At 66.1% G+C, this 19,379-nt stretch carries 16 protein-coding genes; 7 read left to right on the top strand and 9 right to left on the bottom strand.

Annotated features, from left to right (window positions below; all coding sequences use genetic code 11):
* Position 1 precedes the first annotated feature (1 nt).
* From purL to Q331_RS0104245, 4 genes are all read left to right on the top strand, one after another.
* Positions 2–2,251, top strand: coding sequence for a phosphoribosylformylglycinamidine synthase subunit PurL (purL, locus tag Q331_RS0104260; protein WP_026379655.1), 2,250 nt, complete (start codon positions 2–4; stop codon positions 2,249–2,251).
* 74 nt (positions 2,252–2,325) lie between these two features.
* Positions 2,326–2,559: a BolA family protein gene (locus tag Q331_RS0104255; protein ID WP_026379654.1), complete on the top strand. Its 234-nt coding sequence runs from the start codon at positions 2,326–2,328 to the stop codon at positions 2,557–2,559.
* Positions 2,560–2,602: 43 nt separating this feature from the next.
* Positions 2,603–2,932, top strand: a complete 330-nt coding sequence (gene grxD, locus Q331_RS0104250) for a Grx4 family monothiol glutaredoxin (RefSeq protein WP_026379653.1) — start codon at positions 2,603–2,605, stop codon at positions 2,930–2,932.
* A 145-nt stretch (positions 2,933–3,077) separates the two neighbouring features.
* Entirely contained in the window at positions 3,078–4,337 is a 1,260-nt protein-coding gene (locus Q331_RS0104245; RefSeq protein ID WP_051630530.1) for a multidrug effflux MFS transporter, read from the top strand.
* Here the strand turns inward: Q331_RS0104245 and ttcA are convergent.
* The 4 genes from ttcA to Q331_RS19905 form a co-directional block, all read right to left on the bottom strand.
* On the bottom strand, positions 4,316–5,179 hold the full coding sequence (ttcA, locus tag Q331_RS19915) for a tRNA 2-thiocytidine(32) synthetase TtcA (protein ID WP_051630528.1): 864 nt from the start codon (positions 5,177–5,179) through the stop codon (positions 4,316–4,318). The genes Q331_RS0104245 and ttcA overlap by 22 nt on opposite strands.
* 111 nt (positions 5,180–5,290) lie before the next feature.
* Positions 5,291–5,908 (bottom strand): 30S ribosomal protein S4, encoded by a 618-nt coding sequence (gene rpsD, locus Q331_RS0104235; RefSeq protein ID WP_026379651.1) that lies wholly within the window; start codon positions 5,906–5,908, stop codon positions 5,291–5,293.
* A 219-nt stretch (positions 5,909–6,127) separates the two neighbouring features.
* On the bottom strand, positions 6,128–6,943 hold the full coding sequence (gene murI / locus Q331_RS19910) for a glutamate racemase (protein WP_034491043.1): 816 nt from the start codon (positions 6,941–6,943) through the stop codon (positions 6,128–6,130).
* Complete coding sequence (locus tag Q331_RS19905) at positions 6,927–7,718, bottom strand: RNA methyltransferase (protein ID WP_034490964.1); 792 nt, start codon at positions 7,716–7,718, stop codon at positions 6,927–6,929. Before Q331_RS19905 ends, murI begins: the two co-directional genes overlap by 17 nt.
* Positions 7,719–8,224: 506 nt before the next feature.
* On the opposite strand from Q331_RS19905, the gene Q331_RS0104220 reads away from it, so the two are divergent.
* From Q331_RS0104220 to Q331_RS0104210, 3 genes are all read left to right on the top strand, one after another.
* Positions 8,225–9,439 carry an NADP-dependent isocitrate dehydrogenase gene (locus Q331_RS0104220; protein WP_026379650.1) on the top strand — a complete coding sequence of 405 codons (1,215 nt, stop codon included), beginning with the start codon at positions 8,225–8,227 and terminating at the stop codon, positions 9,437–9,439.
* Positions 9,440–9,607: 168 nt separating this feature from the next.
* Positions 9,608–10,903 carry an NnrS family protein gene (locus tag Q331_RS0104215; RefSeq protein ID WP_084174758.1) on the top strand — a complete coding sequence of 432 codons (1,296 nt, stop codon included), beginning with the start codon at positions 9,608–9,610 and terminating at the stop codon, positions 10,901–10,903.
* Positions 10,904–10,980: 77 nt separating this feature from the next.
* A complete protein-coding gene (locus Q331_RS0104210; RefSeq protein WP_026379648.1) occupies positions 10,981–11,682 on the top strand; it encodes a Crp/Fnr family transcriptional regulator in 702 nt (233 codons plus the stop codon).
* Here Q331_RS0104210 and Q331_RS0104205 read toward each other — a convergent pair.
* The 5 genes from Q331_RS0104205 to cckA form a co-directional block, all read right to left on the bottom strand.
* Positions 11,630–11,911, bottom strand: a complete 282-nt coding sequence (locus tag Q331_RS0104205; RefSeq protein WP_245615504.1) for a DUF1858 domain-containing protein — start codon at positions 11,909–11,911, stop codon at positions 11,630–11,632. The genes Q331_RS0104210 and Q331_RS0104205 overlap by 53 nt on opposite strands.
* A gap of 102 nt (positions 11,912–12,013) precedes the next feature.
* Entirely contained in the window at positions 12,014–14,683 is a 2,670-nt protein-coding gene (gene alaS / locus Q331_RS0104200) for an alanine--tRNA ligase (protein WP_026379646.1), read from the bottom strand.
* A gap of 222 nt (positions 14,684–14,905) precedes the next feature.
* Entirely contained in the window at positions 14,906–15,949 is a 1,044-nt protein-coding gene (gene recA / locus Q331_RS0104195; protein WP_407637760.1) for a recombinase RecA, read from the bottom strand.
* 161 nt (positions 15,950–16,110) lie between these two features.
* Positions 16,111–16,743: a carbonic anhydrase gene (locus Q331_RS0104190; RefSeq protein WP_026379644.1), complete on the bottom strand. Its 633-nt coding sequence runs from the start codon at positions 16,741–16,743 to the stop codon at positions 16,111–16,113.
* A 66-nt stretch (positions 16,744–16,809) separates the two neighbouring features.
* Positions 16,810–19,317, bottom strand: coding sequence for a cell cycle histidine kinase CckA (gene cckA, locus Q331_RS0104185; protein WP_026379643.1), 2,508 nt, complete (start codon positions 19,315–19,317; stop codon positions 16,810–16,812).
* Between the last annotated feature and the right edge of the window lie 62 nt (positions 19,318–19,379).

Below are 19,379 nucleotides of genomic sequence, written 5' to 3'. Positions count from 1 at the left end.
CATGCACCGACCGAACGCGCTTCCCATCACCCCCGAGCTTGTCGCCGCCCACGGCCTGAAGCCGGATGAGTATCAGCGCATCCTGGATCTCATCGGCCGCGAGCCGAGCCTGACGGAGCTCGGCATCTTCTCGGCCATGTGGAACGAGCACTGCTCCTACAAGAGCTCCAAGAAATGGCTGAAGACGCTGCCGACCTCCGGGCCGCAGGTCGTCTGCGGGCCGGGCGAGAATGCCGGCATCGTCGATATCGGCGACGGGCTCGTCGCCGTCTTCAAGATGGAGAGCCACAACCACCCCTCCTATATCGAGCCCTATCAGGGCGCCGCGACCGGCGTTGGCGGCATCCTGCGCGACGTCTTCACCATGGGCGCGCGTCCCGTGGCGGCGATGAACGCGTTGCGCTTCGGCGACCCGGAACACGAAAAGACCCGCCATCTCGTCGCCGGCGTCGTCGCCGGCATCGGCGGCTACGGCAATTCCTTTGGAGTCCCGACCGTCGGCGGCGAGGTCAATTTCCATCGCCGCTACAACGGCAACTGCCTCGTCAACGCCTTCGCGCTCGGCATCGCGCGCGCCGACGCCATCTTCTATTCCAAGGCGGAAGGCGTCGGCCTTCCGGTCGTCTATCTCGGCGCCAAGACCGGCCGCGACGGCGTTGGCGGCGCCACCATGGCCTCCGCCGAATTCGGCGAGGAAACGCAGTCCAAGCGCCCCACCGTCCAGGTCGGCGATCCCTTCACCGAAAAACGGCTTCTGGAAGCCTGTTTGGAGCTGATGGAAACCGGTGCCGTCGTCGCCATCCAGGATATGGGCGCGGCCGGTCTCACCTGCTCGGCGGTGGAGATGGGCGCCAAGGGCGATCTCGGTGTTTCCCTCGACCTCGATAAGGTGCCGGTGCGCGAGCGCGCCATGACCGCCTACGAGATGATGCTGTCGGAAAGCCAAGAGCGCATGCTGATGGTGCTGCGCCCCGACAGGCGCGATGCGGCCGAAGCCGTCTTCAGGAAATGGGGCCTCGATTTCGCCGAGGTCGGCACCACCGCCGACGATCTGCGCTTCCGCGTCTCACGCCATGGCGAGGAGGTTGCCGATCTGCCGATCAAGGAGCTCGGCGACGAAGCGCCGGAATACGACCGGCCATGGGTGGCGCCACAGCCCCCCGCCCCGCTCAACCTCGCCAGCGTGCCAGAGCCGGAGGATATCGGCGCCGCCCTCGTCAGGCTCGTCGGCTCGCCGGATCTCTGCTCCAAGCGCTGGATCTTCGAACAGTACGACCATCTCGTCCAGGGCAACACCGTGGTGAAGCCGGGGGGCGATGCTGCCGTCATCCGCGTCGACCGCGCCTTCCATGCCGCCGGCGACAAGGCGCTCGCCCTCGCCTCCGACGTGACGCCCCGCTATGTGGAGGCCGATCCCTTCGAGGGCGGCAAGCAGGCCGTCGCCGAATGCTGGCGCAACCTCACCGCCGTCGGCGCGAGCCCGCTTGCCGTCACCGACAATCTCAATTTCGGCAATCCGGAGAAGCCGGAGATCATGGGCAGCTTCGTCAAGGCGATCGAGGGCATCGGCGAGGCCTGCCGGGCGCTTGCCTTCCCCGTCGTCTCCGGCAATGTCTCGCTCTACAACGAGACCTCCGGCAAGGCGATCCTGCCCACCCCGACGATTGCCGGCATTGGCCTTCTGAAGGATTGGCGCAAGGCTGCCACCATCGCCTTCAAGCGTGCCGGCGAGGCCATCATTCTCATCGGCGCCGCACCGAAGGCCTGGGGCGGGCATCTCGGCCAGTCCGTCTATCTGCGCGAGATCCACGGCCGCGAGGAAGGTCCGCCGCCGCCGGTGGATCTGGCGGCCGAGAAGCGCCACGGCGACTTCGTTCGCCACCTCATCCTGGATGGCCGCGTCACGGCCTGCCACGATATCTCCGATGGAGGCCTTGCCGTGACGCTGGCCGAGATGGCGATGGCGGGCGATCTGGGCGCCGATATCGCCCCGCCGCCCGGCCGCGCCGACGCCGCGCTCTTCGGCGAGGACCAGGCCCGCTATGTCGTCACCGCCAGCGCCGAGGAGGCGGAGAGCATTCTCCTGGAAGCGGAGGCCGCCGGCATCCCCGCCGCGCCGCTCGGCACGGTCGGCGGCGATGCGCTCGCTTTCGACGGCGCCGGCTCGGTGCTTGTGAAAAGCCTCCGCGGGGCGCATGAAGGCTGGCTTCCGGCCTATATGGAAGAGGCGGGAACGCCCTCCCCGAGCTGACATATCCTGAGGGCCGGATTGACCTTTTTCCGGCGATTGCCCACATTCGCCAAGCATGGCCAAGGAGGTGATGGATGCCGATGCAGGCAGGCGAGATTGAGCGGCTGATACGCGAGGCCTTTCCCGATGCGAAGGTCACGATCCGCGATCTCGCTGGCGACGGAGACCATTTCGCCGCCGAGGTCGTCTCCGAGAGCTTCAGGGGCAAGTCGCGCGTCCAGCAGCATCAGATGGTCTATGAGGCGCTGAAGGGCGACATGGGCGGCAAGCTGCACGCACTTGCTTTGCAGACCTCCATCCCCGAGTGATTTGAACGCCATGCGCGCGCGCATGGAAGCAGAGGACGAAGACATGTCAGCCATCAGCGAGTGGATCGACGGCCAGGTGAAAGGCAACGACGTAGTGCTCTTCATGAAGGGCACGCCGACCTTTCCGCAATGCGGCTTCTCCGGCCAGACGGTGCAGATCCTCGACTATCTCGGCATTGCCTATCAGGGCATCAACGTGCTGGATTCCGACGAGCTGCGCCAGGGCATCAAGGAATACACCAACTGGCCGACCATCCCTCAGCTCTATGTCAAGGGTGAGTTCGTCGGCGGCGCCGATATCGTGCGCGAGATGTTCCAGGCCGGCGAACTGCAGCAGATGCTGGAGGAAAAGGGTGTCGCCAAGGCCGCCTGAGGCGGCCGCCTTGGCGGGCGCATCCTCGCCCGCTTACCTGATGACGCCGGCTTCGGCCGGCTGCGAAAACCCCTTTCAGCGTTAAATCCGGCCGGGTGCCGGAAGGATCGGTGCGGGATTCCCGCCCCGAGGAGTCCGCCCCTTCATGTCCTCTTCCTCCCTTGAGCGGGCGGATGCCGAGCCCGCCTCGCCGATCCCCTATGTCGAGTTCGTCGCCCTTGTCGCCACGCTGATGGCGCTGAACGCGCTGGCGATCGACGTCATCCTGCCGGCGCTCGACAACATCAGCGGCGAGTTCGCCCTTGCCGACGAGAACAGCCGCCAGTTCGTCGTCACCGCCTATGTCATCGGCTTCGGCGCCGCGCAGCTCGCCTGGGGCCCGCTTTCGGACCGTTTCGGTCGCAAGCCGGTGCTCCTCGTCGGCCTTGTTATCTACGGCCTCGGCGCCCTGGCGGCCGGCCTTGCCACCGGTTTCTCCATGCTGCTCGCCTGCCGCCTCATCCAGGGCATCGGCGCCGCCGCGACCCGCGTCGTCGCCATCTCCGTGGTGCGCGACGTCTTCGGCGGCAGGCGCATGGCCAGCGTCATGTCGCTGGTGATGATGGTGTTCATGGCCGTGCCCATCGTCGCGCCAAGCCTTGGTCAGCTGGTTCTGTTCGCCGCCAGCTGGCACTGGATTTTCGTCGTGATGGGGCTTTACGGGCTGGGCATGATCCTGTGGTCGGCAATCCGCCTGCCGGAGACCCTCGCCGATGAGTATCGCCGCCCGCTCAGCGCCGGCAAGGTGGCGGAGGCCTTCGCCATCGTGCTGACCAACCGCCAGGCTCTCGGATATACGCTGGCGACCGCGCTCATTTTCGGCGGCCTTTTCTCCTTCCTCAACTCCTCGCAGCAGATCTACGTGGAGATTTTCGATCTCGGAGCCTGGTTTCCCGTCGCCTTCGGCGCCAGCGCCATCCCGATCGCAGCCGCCTCCTTCACCAACTCCCGCCTTGTCGGCCGCTTCGGCATGCGCTTTCTCTCCCACGCCGCCTTGATCGGCTATTGCGCGCTGGCCTTCCTGATGACGCTGGCCTCCGTCTTGACGCCGGGGCTCCTCGGCTTCTGGCCGTTCTTCGTCCTCATCAGCCTCATCTTCTGCCTCTTCGGCTTCGTCGGCACCAATTTCAACGCCCTCGCCATGGAGCCGCTCGGTCATGTCGCCGGCACCGCCTCTTCCGTACTCGGTTTCATGCAGACCTTCGGCGGCGGCTTCTTCGGCGCCATCGTCGGCTATCTCTACAATGGCACGGTGACGCCCTTCGCCTCCGGCCTCACAGTCCTTTCCCTCCTGGCCATCGGCGCGATCTTCATCGCCGAGGGCGGCACCCTCTTCAGGGCCCGTCACGCACCGCTGAAATCGTAAAGCCGGCCGTCGTGCAGATGCGAGGGGCGCACATGCGAAAGCGCCCGTAGCATATTCGCCTTGGTGCCGGGGCGCTCCCGCTCCCAGGTGGCCAAGAGCGCCTTCGCCCGCGCCCGCTCCAGCCCCTCCTGCGAGCCGCAGAGATTGCAGGGGATGATGGGAAAGCCGAGCCCCTCCGAAAGCTTGGCGAGATCCGCCTCGGCCGAGCGGATGAGCGGGCGCAGAACATGAAGATCGCCCGCATCGTTCCTCAGCTTCGGCGGCATCGCCGAAAGCCGCCCGCCGAAGAGCATGTTCATGACGAAGGTCTCCAGCGCATCCTCGCGGTGATGGCCGAGCACCACCGCCGAGCAGCCCTCCTCGCGGGCGACGCGGTAAAGATGCCCGCGCCTGAGGCGCGAGCACAGGGCGCAGAGCGTGTCGCCGGGCTGCGTCTTCTCCATCACCAGCGAATAGGTGTCACGCCGCTCGATCCGGTAGGCGATGCCGTGCTCGGACAGGAAGGTCGGCAGCACTTCTCGCGGAAAGCCCGGCTGCGCCTGGTCGAGATTGCAGGCTAGGAGCTCCACCGGCAGCAGCCCGCGCCATTGAAGGTCGAGAAGGACGGTAAGCAGCGCATAGGAATCCTTGCCGCCAGAGAGACAGACGAGCCAGCGGCTGCCCTTCTCCACCATATCGTAGGCAGCCAGCGTCTCGCGCGTCTCACGCAGAAGCCGCTTGCGCAGCTTCTTGAAAGAAACGCTCGCGGGCGCGTGGCGGAAAAGCGGGTGAACGCCATCCCTACCGCCGTCGGTCTCGGCCGCCTCCGCCTCGTTTGGGAAACTCGTCGTGAAATCTTCCATGGCCAAGCAATGCCTGAGAGCCATGGCGGCCTCAAGGCCGACCCGTGGCGGCGGAAACGAAAAGGGCCGCCCGCAGGCGGCCCCGAAAAAGATGCCTCGCTATCACGCCGTTTAGCGTGAATAGAACTCCACGACGAGGTTCGGCTCCATCATCACCGGATAGGGCACTTCGGAGAAGGCCGGCACGCGGGTGAAGGTCGCGATCATCTTGTTGTGGTCGACGTCGACATAATCCGGCACGTCGCGCTCGGCGAGGTCGCTCGCCTCCAGCACGATGGCGAGCTGCTTGGAGCGCTCGCGCACTTCGATGACGTCGCCCGGCTTGCAGCGATAGCTCGGAATGTTGACCTTGCGGCCGTTGACGCGAACATGGCCGTGATTGATGAACTGGCGGGAGGCGAAGACGGTCGGCACGAACTTGGCGCGGTAGACGATCGCGTCGAGCCGCCGCTCCAGGAGGCCGATGAGATTCTCCGAGGTGTCGCCTTTCAGGCGCGCCGCCTCGTCGTAGATCTTGCGGAACTGCTTCTCGCGGATATCGCCGTAATAGCCCTTCAGCTTCTGCTTGGCCCTGAGCTGCACGCCGAAATCGGAGAGCTTGCCCTTGCGGCGCTGGCCGTGCTGGCCGGGCCCGTATTCGCGCTTGTTGACGGGGCTCTTCGGCCGGCCCCAGACATTCTCGCCCATGCGGCGATCGAGTTTGTACTTGGCGCTGTTGCGCTTGCTCATGACGCTGTCTTCCTTACCGTTTCGTGTTCTCGAAACGCGCCCTCCTCTGCCTTCCTCACGGAAGACCGACAGGGGTCCGGCGAAGCGCTCGCCGAATGCTCCGGCCCGAAACGATCAGGATGCGGAAAACCCCACGGGTGCGGGCCGGCGCGCCTGAAGCGCTCGGCCGCGGCTCATCTATGGTCTTTCGCCGCGCCTGTCAAATCGGCGCGTGCTTCCTCAGGGCGCGCCGTCTGCGGTCGCGGCATCCGCTTTCAGCCCCTGCGCCGCAAGAGCGGCGCGAAGCTGCGCCGGCGGCGCTCTGCCGCTGGTGAAAAGCGCCCTGCCCTCGCCTTCCTTGACCGGCCCGGCCTGAAGCACCTCTCCCAACCGACGGGCGATGGCCGGCGCCGGATTGAGATATGTGACCGGCCAGGGCGCCAGCTCGGCGAAGAGACCGGCGAGGAAGGGGTAATGCGTGCAGGCGAGCACGACGATATCGGTGCGCCTTCCCTCCAACTCCACAAAGCAGGGGGCGATCTGCTCGGCGATGATTGCCCGTTCCACCGCCTCCCCCCGCAAATGCGCCTCGGCGAGGCGGGCAAGATCCGGCGCACCGACGAGACGGACATGCACGAGACTTGCGAAGCGGCGAATGAGGTCTCGGGTATAGTCACGGGCCATCGTGCCGGGGGTCGCGAGCACCGCGACGATGCCGCTCTGCGTCGCCTCCGCCGCCGGTTTGATCGCCGGAACGGTGCCGACGAAGGGTATGGCGTGGCGCGCCCTCAGCGCAGGCAGAACCAATGTCGAGGCCGTGTTGCAGGCAATCACCGCCGCTGCCGGCCGGTGCTCGGCGATGAGATCTCCCATCAGCTCCACGATGTGCGCCGTCAGCGCCGTCTCCTCCCAGTCGCCGTAAGGGAACGCCGCGTCGTCGGCGACGTAGACAAGCTCCGCGCGCGGCAGCTCGGCGCGGATGGCGCGCACCACCGAAAGCCCGCCAATGCCGGAATCGAAGACGAGGACCGACCCCGCCTCAGCTTTCCTCGTGATGCTCCGCACGCGCCTTGCGTCCCTGAAAAGCGGCGATCACGCCGCGCAGCGCGCGCACTTCCATGGTCGTAAATCCCGGCCGCTGTAGGATGGCGCGCAAATTGCGGATAAGCACCGGCTTCTTTTCCGGCGTGCGGAAATAGCCCGTCGGCTCCAGCGCCGTCTCCAGATGCTCCATCAGCCCGACCAGCTCGGCCTTGGGCGCCGGCGTCGTATCGGTGGCAGGGATGGCAAAGCGCGTCGGCAGCTCGCCTTCGGCAAGGCCTGCCTGCAACCATTCGTAGCTCATCAGCAGCGCCGATTGGGCGATGTTGAGCGAGGCGAAGCGCGGATTAACCGGGAAGGTGACGATGGCATCGGCATAGCCGATTTCCTCGTTCGTCAGTCCCCACCGCTCGCGCCCGAAGAGAATGCCGGCCGCCTGCCCCTCGCTTTCGCGCCGGCGGATCTCCGTCGCCGCCTCGCGCGGCCCCAGAACGCGCTTGGGAACCTCGCGCGAGCGCGCCGTGGTCGCCAGCACGACGTTGAGGTCGGCCACCGCCTCGGCGAGACAGGCATAGACCCGCGCCGCGTCGATGACATGATCGGCGCTGGAGGCGGCCGCGCGGGCCTTCTCGTTCGGCCATCCGTCGCGCGGGGCGACCAGCCTGAGATCGGCGAGGCCGAAATTGGCCATGGCCCTGGCGACCATGCCGATATTTTCCCCAAGCTGCGGCTCCACCAGGACGATCGCCGGTCCGCCCGTGGCTGTTTGCGGCGTCTCATTGAGGTTCATACGCGCCGTCCCGCAGGCGTGAAAAGCGCACAAAACCGCGGAAAACTGCGGAACCTTGTGGGCGAGCGCGGATTGTCAGGGCGAAGCGCCGGCGGGCGCAGGAACAGAGAGGACATTATGCGGACCATCATTTACATCGTCGGTCTTATCGTCATCGTTGTTGCAGTCCTGTCGCTGCTCGGTCTCGCCTGAGGCGCGCTCCCGCCCGGCTGTCCATCGTATATCCCTCACCCAGCTTAAGGAATCGGAGCCAAGACCAATGCGCAATATCGTCTATCTTGTCGGCCTTGTAGCGATCATCGTCATTATCCTGTCGCTCGCCGGCCTCATCTGAGCCGGCTCCAAAGCGGCCGGTCGCACGCGACCGGCACCCGTGCGGCCCAGTCACGCCCTCTGCCGTGTTTGCGCGGCGGAGGGCGTTTGCTATAGGGCCTGCGGGGCATTCAAGCTGCGGATCGACGCCAGGCGTCCTCGCGGCACACGCACAGAAAATGACAGGATAGTCCATGGCGAAGATCAAGGTGGAAAACCCGGTCGTCGAGCTCGACGGCGACGAGATGACCCGAATCATCTGGCATTACATCAAAGACAAGCTCATCCACCCTTATCTCGACATCGACCTTCAGTACTATGACCTGTCGATCGAGAATCGCGACGCCACCAGCGACCAGGTGACGGTCGACGCCGCCGAAGCGATCAAGAAGACCGGCGTCGGCGTCAAATGCGCCACCATCACCCCGGACGAGGCGCGGGTACAGGAATTCGGCCTCAAGAAGATGTGGCGCTCGCCCAACGGCACCATCCGCAACATCCTCGGCGGCGTCGTCTTCCGCGAGCCGATCATCTGCTCCAACGTGCCGCGGCTCGTTCCCGGCTGGACCAAGCCCATCGTCATCGGCCGCCACGCCTATGGCGATCAGTATCGCGCGACCGATTTCGTCGTGCCCGGCGCCGGCAAGCTGAGCATTCGCTGGGAGGCGGAGGACGGCTCCGACAGCAAGGAATTCGAGGTCTTCGATTTCCCCGGCGGCGGCGTCGCCATGGGCATGTACAATCTCGACGATTCCATCCGCGACTTCGCCCGGGCCTCGCTCAATTACGGCCTGATGCGCGGCTATTCCGTCTACCTCTCCACCAAGAACACCATCCTCAAGGCCTATGACGGGCGCTTCAAGGACATTTTCCAGGAGGTCTACGAGGCGGAGTTCAAGAAGGAGTTCGACGCCCACCAGATCACCTACGAGCACCGGCTCATCGACGACATGGTGGCGGCGGCGCTGAAATGGTCCGGCGGCTTCGTGTGGGCCTGCAAGAACTACGACGGCGACGTGCAGTCCGATACCGTCGCCCAGGGCTTCGGTTCGCTCGGCCTGATGACTTCCGTCTTGATGACGCCGGATGGCAGGACCGTCGAGGCGGAGGCCGCCCATGGCACCGTCACGCGCCACTACCGCCTGCATCAGCAGGGCCGCGAGACCTCCACCAATTCCACCGCCTCCATCTTCGCCTGGAGTCGCGGTCTCGCCCACCGCGCCAAGCTCGACGACAACGAGGAGCTGAAGCGCTTCGCCGACACCTTGGAGAAGACGGTCGTCGCCACCATCGAATCGGGCTCCATGACCAAGGACCTCGCCCTTCTCGTCGGCCCCGATCAGCCCTGGCTCTCCACCACGGGCTTCCTCGACAAAATCGACGCCAATCTCCAGAAGGCGATGGGCTGAGGCTCGCGCGGCCGCGCTCCCGCGCGGCCTTGCGCATCGCTCCCACCGAAAAAGAAGACGCGGCGCGGGCGGGCAGCCCGCGTCTTTGCTGAAGCGCAAACGGCGCATGCGCCAATGCGGTTATTGTCTTCCCGCCATTGGAGGAAGACCGCCATGCAGGGCGCTGAGATGAGCGAGCCCACCCGTGAAATCGCGCGCTCGGGGAAGACCTCGACGCTGGACCGTTCCGCGCCCCGCCGCTGGCTGAAGGCCGGCAAGACGAGCCGCGACGGACGCGGGCGCCATCTCGCCGCGCCCGCCATCCTCTCCTACGGCTTCCGCCCCTTCTTTCTTCTCGGCGCCCTGACCGCGGCGCTCGCCGTCCCGGCATGGCTTTTCGTCTATCTCGGCTTGCTTGCGCCATCCGGGCCTTTTGCCGGCGCCGCCTGGCACGCCCATGAGATGCTCTTCGGCTATCTCGCCGCCGTCATCGCCGGCTTCATCCTCACGGCGGTACCGAACTGGACCGGACGTCTGCCCTTGAGTGGCGCGCCGCTCGCCGGGCTTATCCTTCTCTGGTTCATCGGCCGGATCGCGGCAAGCTTCGTCGCCGATCCGCTGGCGGCCGTCCTCATGGACCTTGCTTTCCCGCTGGCGCTCGCCGTCGCCATTGCGCGCGAGGTCATCGCCGGCCGCAACGTCAAGAACGCGCCGATCGCCGCCATGCTCGGCATCTTCGCCCTCGCCAACCTTATGCACCACGGCGAGGCGGCCGGCCTCGTCCCCTATGGCTATGCAACCCGGCTTGCGCTCGCCGTCGCCGCCATGCTGATGACCCTCATCGGCGGTAGGATCACGCCGAGCTTCACCCGCAACTGGCTGGTCAAGCGCGGCGTCCCCCTGCCAGCGCCTTTCGGCCGCCTCGACATGGCGGCGCTTCTTGTCACCGCGCCGGCGCTTCTGGCCTGGGTCGTCCTGCCCGCCTTTCCGGCGACCGGCGCGGCGCTCGCGCTTGCCGGGGCGCTTCTTTTCCTGCGCCTTTCGCGCTGGCGCGGGCTCAGCGTCGTGCGCGAGCCGATCCTTCTCATCCTGCATCTCGGCTATCTCTGGCTGGCCTTCTCGCTCGCCCTCCTTGGCGCCGCCATCCTGAGCGGCGGCGCCATCGCCGAGACGACCGCCCTGCACGCGCTTTCCGCCGGCGCCGTCGGCACCATGACGCTTGCCGTCATGACCAGGGCGAGCCTTGGTCACACCGGCCGCGCCATCCAGGCCGACCGGGCGACGCGGGCGATCTATTGGGCCGCGGGCGTTGGCGCGCTCCTGCGCCTTGCCGCGCCTCTCCTGCCGCAATTCTACGTACCGCTCCTCGTCCTCGCCGGCACCATATGGAGCGCCGCTTTCGGCCTTTTCGCGCTGTGTTACGGTCCGATCCTCTTCGCGCCCCGCCTTACGCAGGGCACGCAGACCCATCCGCGCGCCCCTTGAGGCGGGGGGCCGGCTTGTCCATGATCGGCCCTGAGGGGATGCCGGCGGCTGACGCCGCGCCCGCCGGGGGAGAGACAGTGCCGGGCCTTGACCGATCGCTGATAGAAGGGCTGCCTGCCTTTGCGGGCATGCGGCCGCAAGAGCTCGACCGCATACTCGCCGGCGCCCATGCGGCGCGCTTTGCCAAGGAGACAGCGATCTTCGAGCAAGGCGCGGAGGCGACCTCCTTCTTCTTCCTGCTCGACGGCCATATCCGGGTGGTGCGCAATACGGCCGAGGGCCAGCAGGTCATCGCCCGCTACATCAACGCCGGCGAACTCTTCGGCATCGCCGCCGCCATCGGCCGCGACACCTATCCGGCGAGTGCCATTGCCGCGGTCGATTGCGTCGCCCTGGTCTGGCCGACCGGCCTTTGGGCCGATCTCGCCTCGCGCTATCCCGGCTTCGGCGCGCATGCCTACAGAACGCTCGGCCAGCGCCTTCAGGAGACCCAGAACCGGGTTATGGAGATGTCGACGGAGCAGGTGGAGCAGCGCGTCGCCCATGCACTCCTGCGCCTGGTGCGCCAGTCCGGCCGCAAGGTGGAAGGCGGTATCGAGATCGACTTTCCCATCAGCCGCCAGGACATCGCCGAGATGACCGGCACGACCTTGCATACGGTGAGCCGGCTTCTCAGCGGTTGGGAGAATGCCGGGCTGGTGCGCGGCGGCCGCCAGAAGGTGACCGTCACCGACGCGCACGGCCTCCTGTTGATTGCCGAGGGGCGGCGGAAGAAATAGCCGTCTGCGCGCCCACCACCTGCACCAGATCGGCCAGCACCTCCGCTTCGTTGAGGCCATGCGCCGAACAGGCCTCCGCGAGCGTATGAAAGCCGCCGATCGGACAGCCGATGCAAAGCATGTGTCGGCGGATCATCACCGTCAGCGTCGCCGGAAAGGCGCGCATGATCTCGTCCACCGTCATCTGCGGATGCAGCTTCGGTCGCTCCAGGGAAGACGAGACTGTCACGGCTTTCTCCCACCTGCCGGAGCCCTTCAAGGCCTTCGGACATGGTTGAGACTAGCCTGGGCGCATCGCCTGTTCGTTGCGCTGGACCAAAGAACCGGAAATTCAGGCGGCGAGCTCTTCCACGCGGCTGGTGATGGCCTTTAGCGCCGCCTCGGCCCGGCTGCCGTCCGGCCCGCCGGCCTGGGCCATGTCCGGGCGGCCGCCGCCGCCCTTGCCGCCGAGCACTTCCGAGCCGAGGCGCACCAGATCGATGGCGTTGAACTTATCGACAAGGTCCGACGTCACGCCGACCGCCAGCCCCGCCTTGCCCTCGTTGACGCCGACGATGGCGACGATGCCGGAGCCGACGGCCTGCTTGCCCTCATCCACGAGGCCGCGCAGCTCTTTCAGAGCAACGCCCTCCACCAGGCGGGCCATCACCTTGAAGGGGCCGATCTCGCGCACCGGCTGGGCGCCCTCCTTGCCCCCGCCGCCCATGGCGAGCTGCTTCTTGGCCTCGGCGAGCTCGCGCTCCAGCCGGCGCCGCTCCTCCACCAGCCCATCGACGCGCGCCATCAGCTCCTCGGGCCTCACTTTCAGGCGCGCCGCCAAATCCTTCACCCGCCGGTCCTGTTCGGCGAGATAGTGGCGCGCCGCCTCCCCCGTCAGCGCTTCCAGGCGGCGTACACCGGCCGCCACGGCACTCTCGCCGATCACCTTGACGAGCCCGATCTCGCCGGTGGCGCCGACATGCGTTCCGCCGCACAGCTCGACCGAATAATCACGCGCCTCGCCGCTCTCGCCGGGCACTGTGCCCATGGTCACGACGCGCACCTCGTCGCCGTATTTCTCGCCGAAAAGCGCCATGGCCCCGGCCGCTATGGCCGCGTCGCGGTCCATCAGCCGCGTCGTCACCGGCGCGTCCTGCAGGATGATGGCGTTAGCTTCATCCTCCACGCGGCGAACCTCCGCCTCGCCCATCGGCTTGGGATGGGAGAAGTCGAAGCGCAGCCGGTCAGGGGCCACCAGGGAGCCCTTCTGCGCCACATGCTCGCCGAGCGTGTCGCGCAGCGCCTTGTGCAACAGATGCGTCGCCGAATGGTTCGCGCGCACGGTGGCGCGGCGGGCGCTGTCGACTTCCATGCGCACCGCCTCCGATGCCGCAAGCTCGCCCTCCTCCATCTTGCCCAGATGCACGAAGAGCCCGTCGGCCTTCTTCTGCGTGTCGTTCACCCTGAAGAGGTCGCCACGCTCAGAGCGGATGAAACCGGTATCTCCGACCTGTCCGCCCGATTCGCCGTAGAACGGCGTCTGGTTGACGATGACCGCGCCGCTCTCGCCGGCCTCAAGCCTCTCCACCGGCTTGCCCTCGTGCACCAGGGCAAGCACCGCCGCTTCGGCGGTTTCCGTGGAATAGCCGAGGAATTCGCTCGCCCCGTGCTCTTCCTTCAGTGCCAGATAGACCTCTTCCGTCGCCGCCTCGCCGGAGCCGGCCCAGCTGGCGCGCGCTTCCTGGCGTTGGCGATCCATGGCGTCGGTGAAGCCGGCAAGATCGACGCCGATGCCGCGGTTCTTCAACGCGTCCTGGGTGAGATCGAGGGGAAAGCCATAGGTGTCGTAGAGCCGAAACGCCGTCTCGCCGTCGAGCATGTCGCCCTTCGTAAGGCGTGACGTCGCCTCCTCAAGAAGTGACAGGCCGCGCGAAAGCGTTTTCTGGAAGCGGTTTTCCTCAAGCCGCAGCGTCTCGGTGATGAGAGCCTCCGCCCGCGCCAGCTCCGGATAGGCCTGGCCCATCTCGCGGATAAGGCTCGGCACGAGGCTGTAGATCACAGGCTCGCCGGCGCCCAGAAGATGCGCGTGGCGCATGGCGCGGCGCATGATGCGGCGCAACACGTAGCCGCGCCCGTCATTGGAGGGTAGCACCCCGTCGGCGATGAGAAAGCTGGTGGCGCGCAGATGGTCGGCGATGACCCGGTGGCTTGCCCGGTTCTCCTCGTTCGCCTTGACCTTCGTCGCCGTTTCCACCGCCTCGATCAAATGCCGGAAGAGGTCGATGTCGTAATTGTCGTGCACGCCCTGCAGGACCGCCGCGATCCGTTCCAGCCCCATGCCGGTATCGATGGAGGGACGTGGCAGCGGCTGACGCTCGCCGCCGGCCACCTGCTCGAATTGCATGAAGACGAGGTTCCAGATCTCGATGAACCGGTCGCCATCCTCGTCGAAGGAGCCTGGCGGGCCGCCCGGTATCGCCGCCCCGTGATCGTAGAAGATTTCCGAGCACGGCCCGCAGGGGCCGGTATCGCCCATCTGCCAGAAATTGTCGGAGGTGCCGATGCGGATGATCTTGTCCTCCGGCAGGCCGGCGATCTTGCGCCACAGCGAGAAGGCCTCCTCGTCCTCCGCGTAGACGGTGACCAGGAGCCGGGAAGCATCGATGCCGAATTCCTTGGTGACCAGCTTCCAGGCAAGCTCGATCGCCCTCTCCTTGAAATAGTCGCCGAACGAAAAATTGCCGAGCATCTCAAAGAAGGTATGATGCCTGGCGGTGTAGCCGACATTGTCGAGATCGTTGTGCTTGCCGCCGGCGCGCACGCATTTTTGCGAGGTGACGGCGCGCGGCGAGGTCGGCTTCGCTCTGCCGGTGAAATAATCCTTGAAGGGGACCATACCGGCATTGGTGAACATCAGCGTCGGATCGTTGCGCGGCACCAGCGGTCCGGAGGGCAGGATGGCGTGATCGTGCCGGCCGAAATATTCCAGGAAATGGGTCCGGATGTCGTTGACGCTGACCATAATGTGCTACCGAAACGGAAAAAGGCGAGCGGTATCTAGACCGCCCGCCGGAACCTGTCTAGGCGAGGCCGCCGCCCGCCCCCGGCTCCCCACCCAGCGCTTCAGCCCGGGCAAGGAAGAGAGCTAACCCTTCAGGGTTTTCCACCCGGCTATTTCTTCCTGGCCGCCAAGATCCGCGCCTTCCTCGTGGCCGGCAAGGTCCGCGCCCTGCCGCGAGTGTCTTCAGGCGCGCAAGCTGGTCTCCTCGTCCGCCTCCGGCGCGCCCTCGAGCAGCTCGCTGGCGATGAGGCCGGCATTCTGGCGAATCGCCCGCTCGATGGCGTCCGCGACATCCGGGTTTTCGCGCAGGAAGGATTTGGCGTTCTCACGCCCCTGGCCGAGCCGCTGGCTGTCGTAGGAGAACCAGGCGCCGGATTTTTCCACAATCCCCGCCTTGACGCCGAGATCGAGAAGCTCGCCGGTCTTGGAAATGCCTTCGCCATACATGATGTCGAATTCCACCTCCTTGAAGGGAGGCGCCAGCTTGTTCTTCACCACTTTGACGCGGGTCTGGTTGCCCGTCACCTCGTCGCGATCCTTGATGGCGCCGATGCGGCGGATATCGAGCCGCACCGAAGCGTAGAATTTCAGCGCGTTACCGCCGGTCGTCGTCTCCGGGCTGCCGAACATGACGCCGATCTTCATGCGGATCTGGTTGATGAAGATGACCATGGTATGGGAGCGTGAGATGGAGGCGGTCAGCTTCCTCAGCGCCTGGCTCATCAGCCGCGCCTGCATGCCCGGCAGGGAATCGCCCATCTCCCCTTCCAACTCCGCGCGCGGCGTCAGCGCCGCCACCGAATCGATGACGAGAACGTCGATCGCCCCGGAGCGCACCAGCGTGTCGGCAATCTCCAGCGCCTGCTCGCCGGCATCGGGCTGGGAGATGAGCAGATCATCGAGATTGACCCCGAGCTTGCGCGCATAGACCGGATCGAGCGCGTGCTCGGCGTCGATGAAGCCACAAATGCCGCCCCGCTTTTGCGCTTCCGCGACGGTGTGCAGGGCGAGCGTCGTCTTGCCGGAGGATTCCGGCCCGTAGATTTCCACGATGCGTCCGCGCGGAAGCCCTCCGACGCCGAGCGCGATATCAAGGCCGAGCGAACCGGTCGGGACCGTGGCCACTTCCACCACTTGCCCGTCCTGGCCGAGGCGCATGATGGAGCCCTTGCCGAAGGCGCGCTCAATCTGACTGACGGCGGCGTCCAATGCCTTGGAACGATCCATGGATTCTTTGCCTCCTTCGACGACGCGCAGCGGATTCGCCATCGGACTATCCTCCAAAGTCGAGCGGAAGACCACCCGCTCCTTCTTACTTTTCGTACTCTTTTTGTTCCGCATCGTCAACAAAGATCTTTCCGTTTTGTTCTAGCTGGGGTCGGCCCCGATCACGAGGCAAGCGCGAACGCGCCCTCTTCCTTCTCGCATACGGCGAGCCGCCCGGTGGCTACATCGAAATAGGCCGCATGCAGGAAGAGCTCGCCCGCCTCCTCACGTGTCCTCACGAAGGGGAAGGTGCGCAGGTTTTGAAGCGTCTGCAGGATGGAGGCCTGCTCCAGGCGGGCGAGATATTCCTCGCGCGGCAGCTCGCTGCGGCCTTCCAGGCGGTCGGCCGCCGGGGCGATGAGCGACATCCATTTGCCGATGAAGTCGCCTGGCGAGAGCGGCCGCTCCTGTTCGGCGAAGGCGCGGATGCCGCCGCAGCGGGCATGGCCGAGCACGACGATATGCCTGACGCTGAGGGCCTGGACGGCGAACTCAATCGCCGCGGAGACGCCGTGCTGCGAGACTGAGGGCGAGAAGGGCGGCACCAGATTGGCGACGTTGCGCACCACGAAGAGCTCGCCCGGCCCGGCATCGAAGATGACCTCTGGCGAAACGCGCGAATCGCAGCAGCCGATGACCATGATCTCAGGCTTCTGACCTACCTCGGCAAGCTCGCGATAGCGGCTCTGCTCCGTCGGCAGGCGGCCTTGGCAGAAGGCGCTATAGCCTTCCAGAAGCCGGACGGGAAACGACATGCCTGATCTTCCTCGTAGTGGCCCGGCGTCTTCGGCGAACTCCCGCGGCAAGCCCACCGTGAGCGGTCAGGCCTCCAGCGCTTTCTTCACCGCAGTAGCCAGGTCCTTCAGCGAGAAGGGCTTGGCCAGGAAGTGGAATTCCTCGCTTTCGGGCAGGTGGCGGGCGAAAGCGTCCTCCGCATAGCCGGAAACGAAGATGATCTTCAATGCCGGATTGGCTTTGCGCAGCTCTTTCAGGAGCGTCGGCCCGTCCATCTCCGGCATCACCACGTCGGAGACGACGAGATCGACCTCCGCCCCTTCCGTCTCCATGATATCGAGCGCCTCCCTGCCGGAAGCCGCCTCGTGCACCTTGTAGCCGCGCGCCTTCAGCGCCCGCGCCGCGAAGGCGCGTACCGCCTCCTCGTCTTCCACCAAAAGGATGCCGGCGCTGCCGGTGAGGTCCGTCGGCTCCGCCTTCGGCTTGGCCTCGCCCGCCTCTTCCTGCGCCTCCGGCACATGCCGTGGAAACAGGATGGAAAAGGTGGAGCCCTTGCCCGGGACGCTGTCGACGAAGATGAAGCCGTCGGTCTGCTTGACGATGCCGTAGACGGTGGAAAGGCCGAGCCCCGTGCCCTTGCCGGTATCCTTGGTGGTGAAGAAAGGCTCAAACACCTTCTCCATCACCTCCGGCGACATACCGGTACCGGTATCGGCGATCTCGATCAGGACGTATTCGCCCGCCTTGAAGCCCTCGCGGCGGCGGAAGCGGGCGCTGCCGTCTTCGTCGATATTGGCGGTGCGGATGGTCAGTTTGCCGCCCTCCGGCATCGCGTCGCGGGCATTGACGGCGAGATTAACGACCACCTGTTCCAGCTGGTTGAGGTCCGCCTTCACCGGCCACAGCTCGCTCGCATGTTCCGTTTTCAGCTCCACCTTCTCGCCGAGAAGACGATCCAGCAGCACCGAAAGGTCGGACAGGACCTCGTCCAGACGGATGACGCGCGGCTGCAGCGTCTGGCGCCTGGAAAAGGCGAGCAGTTGGCGCACCAGCCCCGCGGCCCGGTTGGCGTTCTGCTTGATGTTCATGATGTCCTGGAACGCCGGATCGGAAGGCCGGTGGTTCGACAAAAGCAGATCGGAAAAGCCGATGATGGCGGTCAGGACGTTGTTGAAATCGTGGGCGATGCCGCCGGCAAGCTGCCCGACTGCTTGCATCTTTTGGCTTTGGGCGAACTGGGCTTCCAGGGCCCGCTGCTCCGTCGTCTCCAGCGCATAGACGATGGCCGCGTCCTCTCCCGGCTCGCCTTCCACGATCGGACTGACGAAGAAGCGGGCGCTGCGGCTCTCGTCCTCGGCGAAATGAGCATCCACCGGCGCGATGTCGCCCTGGCCGTCGATGGCGGCGCCGAGCGCGCTCTTCAGCGCCGCCCGCTCTTCGGCCTTGACAACGCTGGCAAGCTCGATGCGCCGGCCGCCATCGCCGCTGCGGCGGAAGAGCTTCAAGAAGCGCGCATTGGAGAGATTGATGACGCCCTCGCGGTCGACGGAGGCGATCGCCATCGGCGTGTTGTTGAAGAAGCGGATAAATCGACGCTCCGCCGCTTGGCCGGCGCCGGCCTCGCCCGGCGTCACCTCCAGCACGAGGGTACGCGAGGCGCCCAGACGACCGTCGGCGGAAACCGGCACGCGGTGCAGGAGCCGCGCCGGCTTGCGCGTGCCGTTGGCGCGGCAAAGGTCGATCTCCAGCTCTTCCGTCACGGTTTCGCCGCGCGCGCTCGCCGCTTCCAGGAGGGAGAGGCTGTCGGCCGTGACGTATTCGGCGATCTGCGAGCCGCCCGGCTCAAACTCAGCCAAATCGATGCCGAGCCATTCGGCGAGCGTGGCGTTGATGTAGCGGATGCGCCCGTCCGGCTCCATGGAGAAGAAGCCGGCCGGCGCGTGATCGAGATAGTCAATTGCGTTCTGCAGCTCCTGGAAGATGTTCTCCTGGTGCTCGCGATCGCGGGTGATATCGGAGATCAGCCAGAGGACGAGTTGCGGGTCGGCCGGGATCGGATTGACCTTTACGCGGTACCATCGCGCCGCCCCGCTCGTCCCGCCGATAGCGCGCGACATGCGGATCTCTTCCGTGGCGCGCCGGCCTTTCTCGGCTGCCCCGGCAAGTCGGTAGATGGCTTCGGAGGCATCCGGGCTTTCCGCGAACAGCCGCTCCACCGAAACGAGCTCGCGCTCGCCACCACCCAGACGGAAATAGGCGGAGTTGCCGCGCAGCGCCGTGCCGGATCGGTCGCAGATGACGGCGCCATCGCCGATCGCCTCGAAAATCTCCTCCGACAGGGCCGGTGCCCGCGAGGCGGCGGCCTTGGCGCGGGCAAAGCGGATGAAGCCGCCCGCCGCCAGGAAGAGGCACATGACGCCGACGGCCGAGAGCACGCCAAGGCAGATGAGCACGATCAAATCGGCCCATTCGGGCGGCACGAAAAGATAGGAGCCGGCGGCGGCCACGAGCCCGAACGAGAGGAGCACGATGCGGCCAATGCTGTCGCGCCGGGCCTGCTCTTGCCCGGCGCGTGTCGTGTTTTCGTCTGACATCGCTTCGCTGGTCACGGCCATTAAAATTGAGATTAGCCGATTCGGTGTCGCAGCCGCGGCCA

Origin of the sequence: Afifella pfennigii DSM 17143, from assembly GCF_000688515.1 — a bacterium.
Classification (GTDB): Bacteria; Pseudomonadota; Alphaproteobacteria; order Rhizobiales; family Afifellaceae; genus Afifella; species Afifella pfennigii.
Note: the sequence above shows the minus strand (reverse complement) of the source record. Positions and strands in the feature narration are given on the sequence as shown.

Coding starts and splice junctions, on each gene's coding strand:
- purL (WP_026379655.1), top strand. CDS start 2: ATGCACCGACCGAACGCGCTTCCCATCACCCCCGAGCTTGTCGCCGCC.
- Q331_RS0104255 (WP_026379654.1), top strand. CDS start 2,326: ATGCCGATGCAGGCAGGCGAGATTGAGCGGCTGATACGCGAGGCCTTT.
- grxD (WP_026379653.1), top strand. CDS start 2,603: ATGTCAGCCATCAGCGAGTGGATCGACGGCCAGGTGAAAGGCAACGAC.
- Q331_RS0104245 (WP_051630530.1), top strand. CDS start 3,078: ATGTCCTCTTCCTCCCTTGAGCGGGCGGATGCCGAGCCCGCCTCGCCG.
- ttcA (WP_051630528.1), bottom strand. CDS start 5,179: ATGGAAGATTTCACGACGAGTTTCCCAAACGAGGCGGAGGCGGCCGAG.
- rpsD (WP_026379651.1), bottom strand. CDS start 5,908: ATGAGCAAGCGCAACAGCGCCAAGTACAAACTCGATCGCCGCATGGGC.
- Q331_RS19905 (WP_034490964.1), bottom strand. CDS start 7,718: ATGAACCTCAATGAGACGCCGCAAACAGCCACGGGCGGACCGGCGATC.
- Q331_RS0104220 (WP_026379650.1), top strand. CDS start 8,225: ATGGCGAAGATCAAGGTGGAAAACCCGGTCGTCGAGCTCGACGGCGAC.
- Q331_RS0104215 (WP_084174758.1), top strand. CDS start 9,608: ATGAGCGAGCCCACCCGTGAAATCGCGCGCTCGGGGAAGACCTCGACG.
- alaS (WP_026379646.1), bottom strand. CDS start 14,683: ATGGTCAGCGTCAACGACATCCGGACCCATTTCCTGGAATATTTCGGC.
- recA (WP_407637760.1), bottom strand. CDS start 15,949: ATGGATCGTTCCAAGGCATTGGACGCCGCCGTCAGTCAGATTGAGCGC.
- Q331_RS0104190 (WP_026379644.1), bottom strand. CDS start 16,743: ATGTCGTTTCCCGTCCGGCTTCTGGAAGGCTATAGCGCCTTCTGCCAA.
- cckA (WP_026379643.1), bottom strand. CDS start 19,317: ATGTCAGACGAAAACACGACACGCGCCGGGCAAGAGCAGGCCCGGCGC.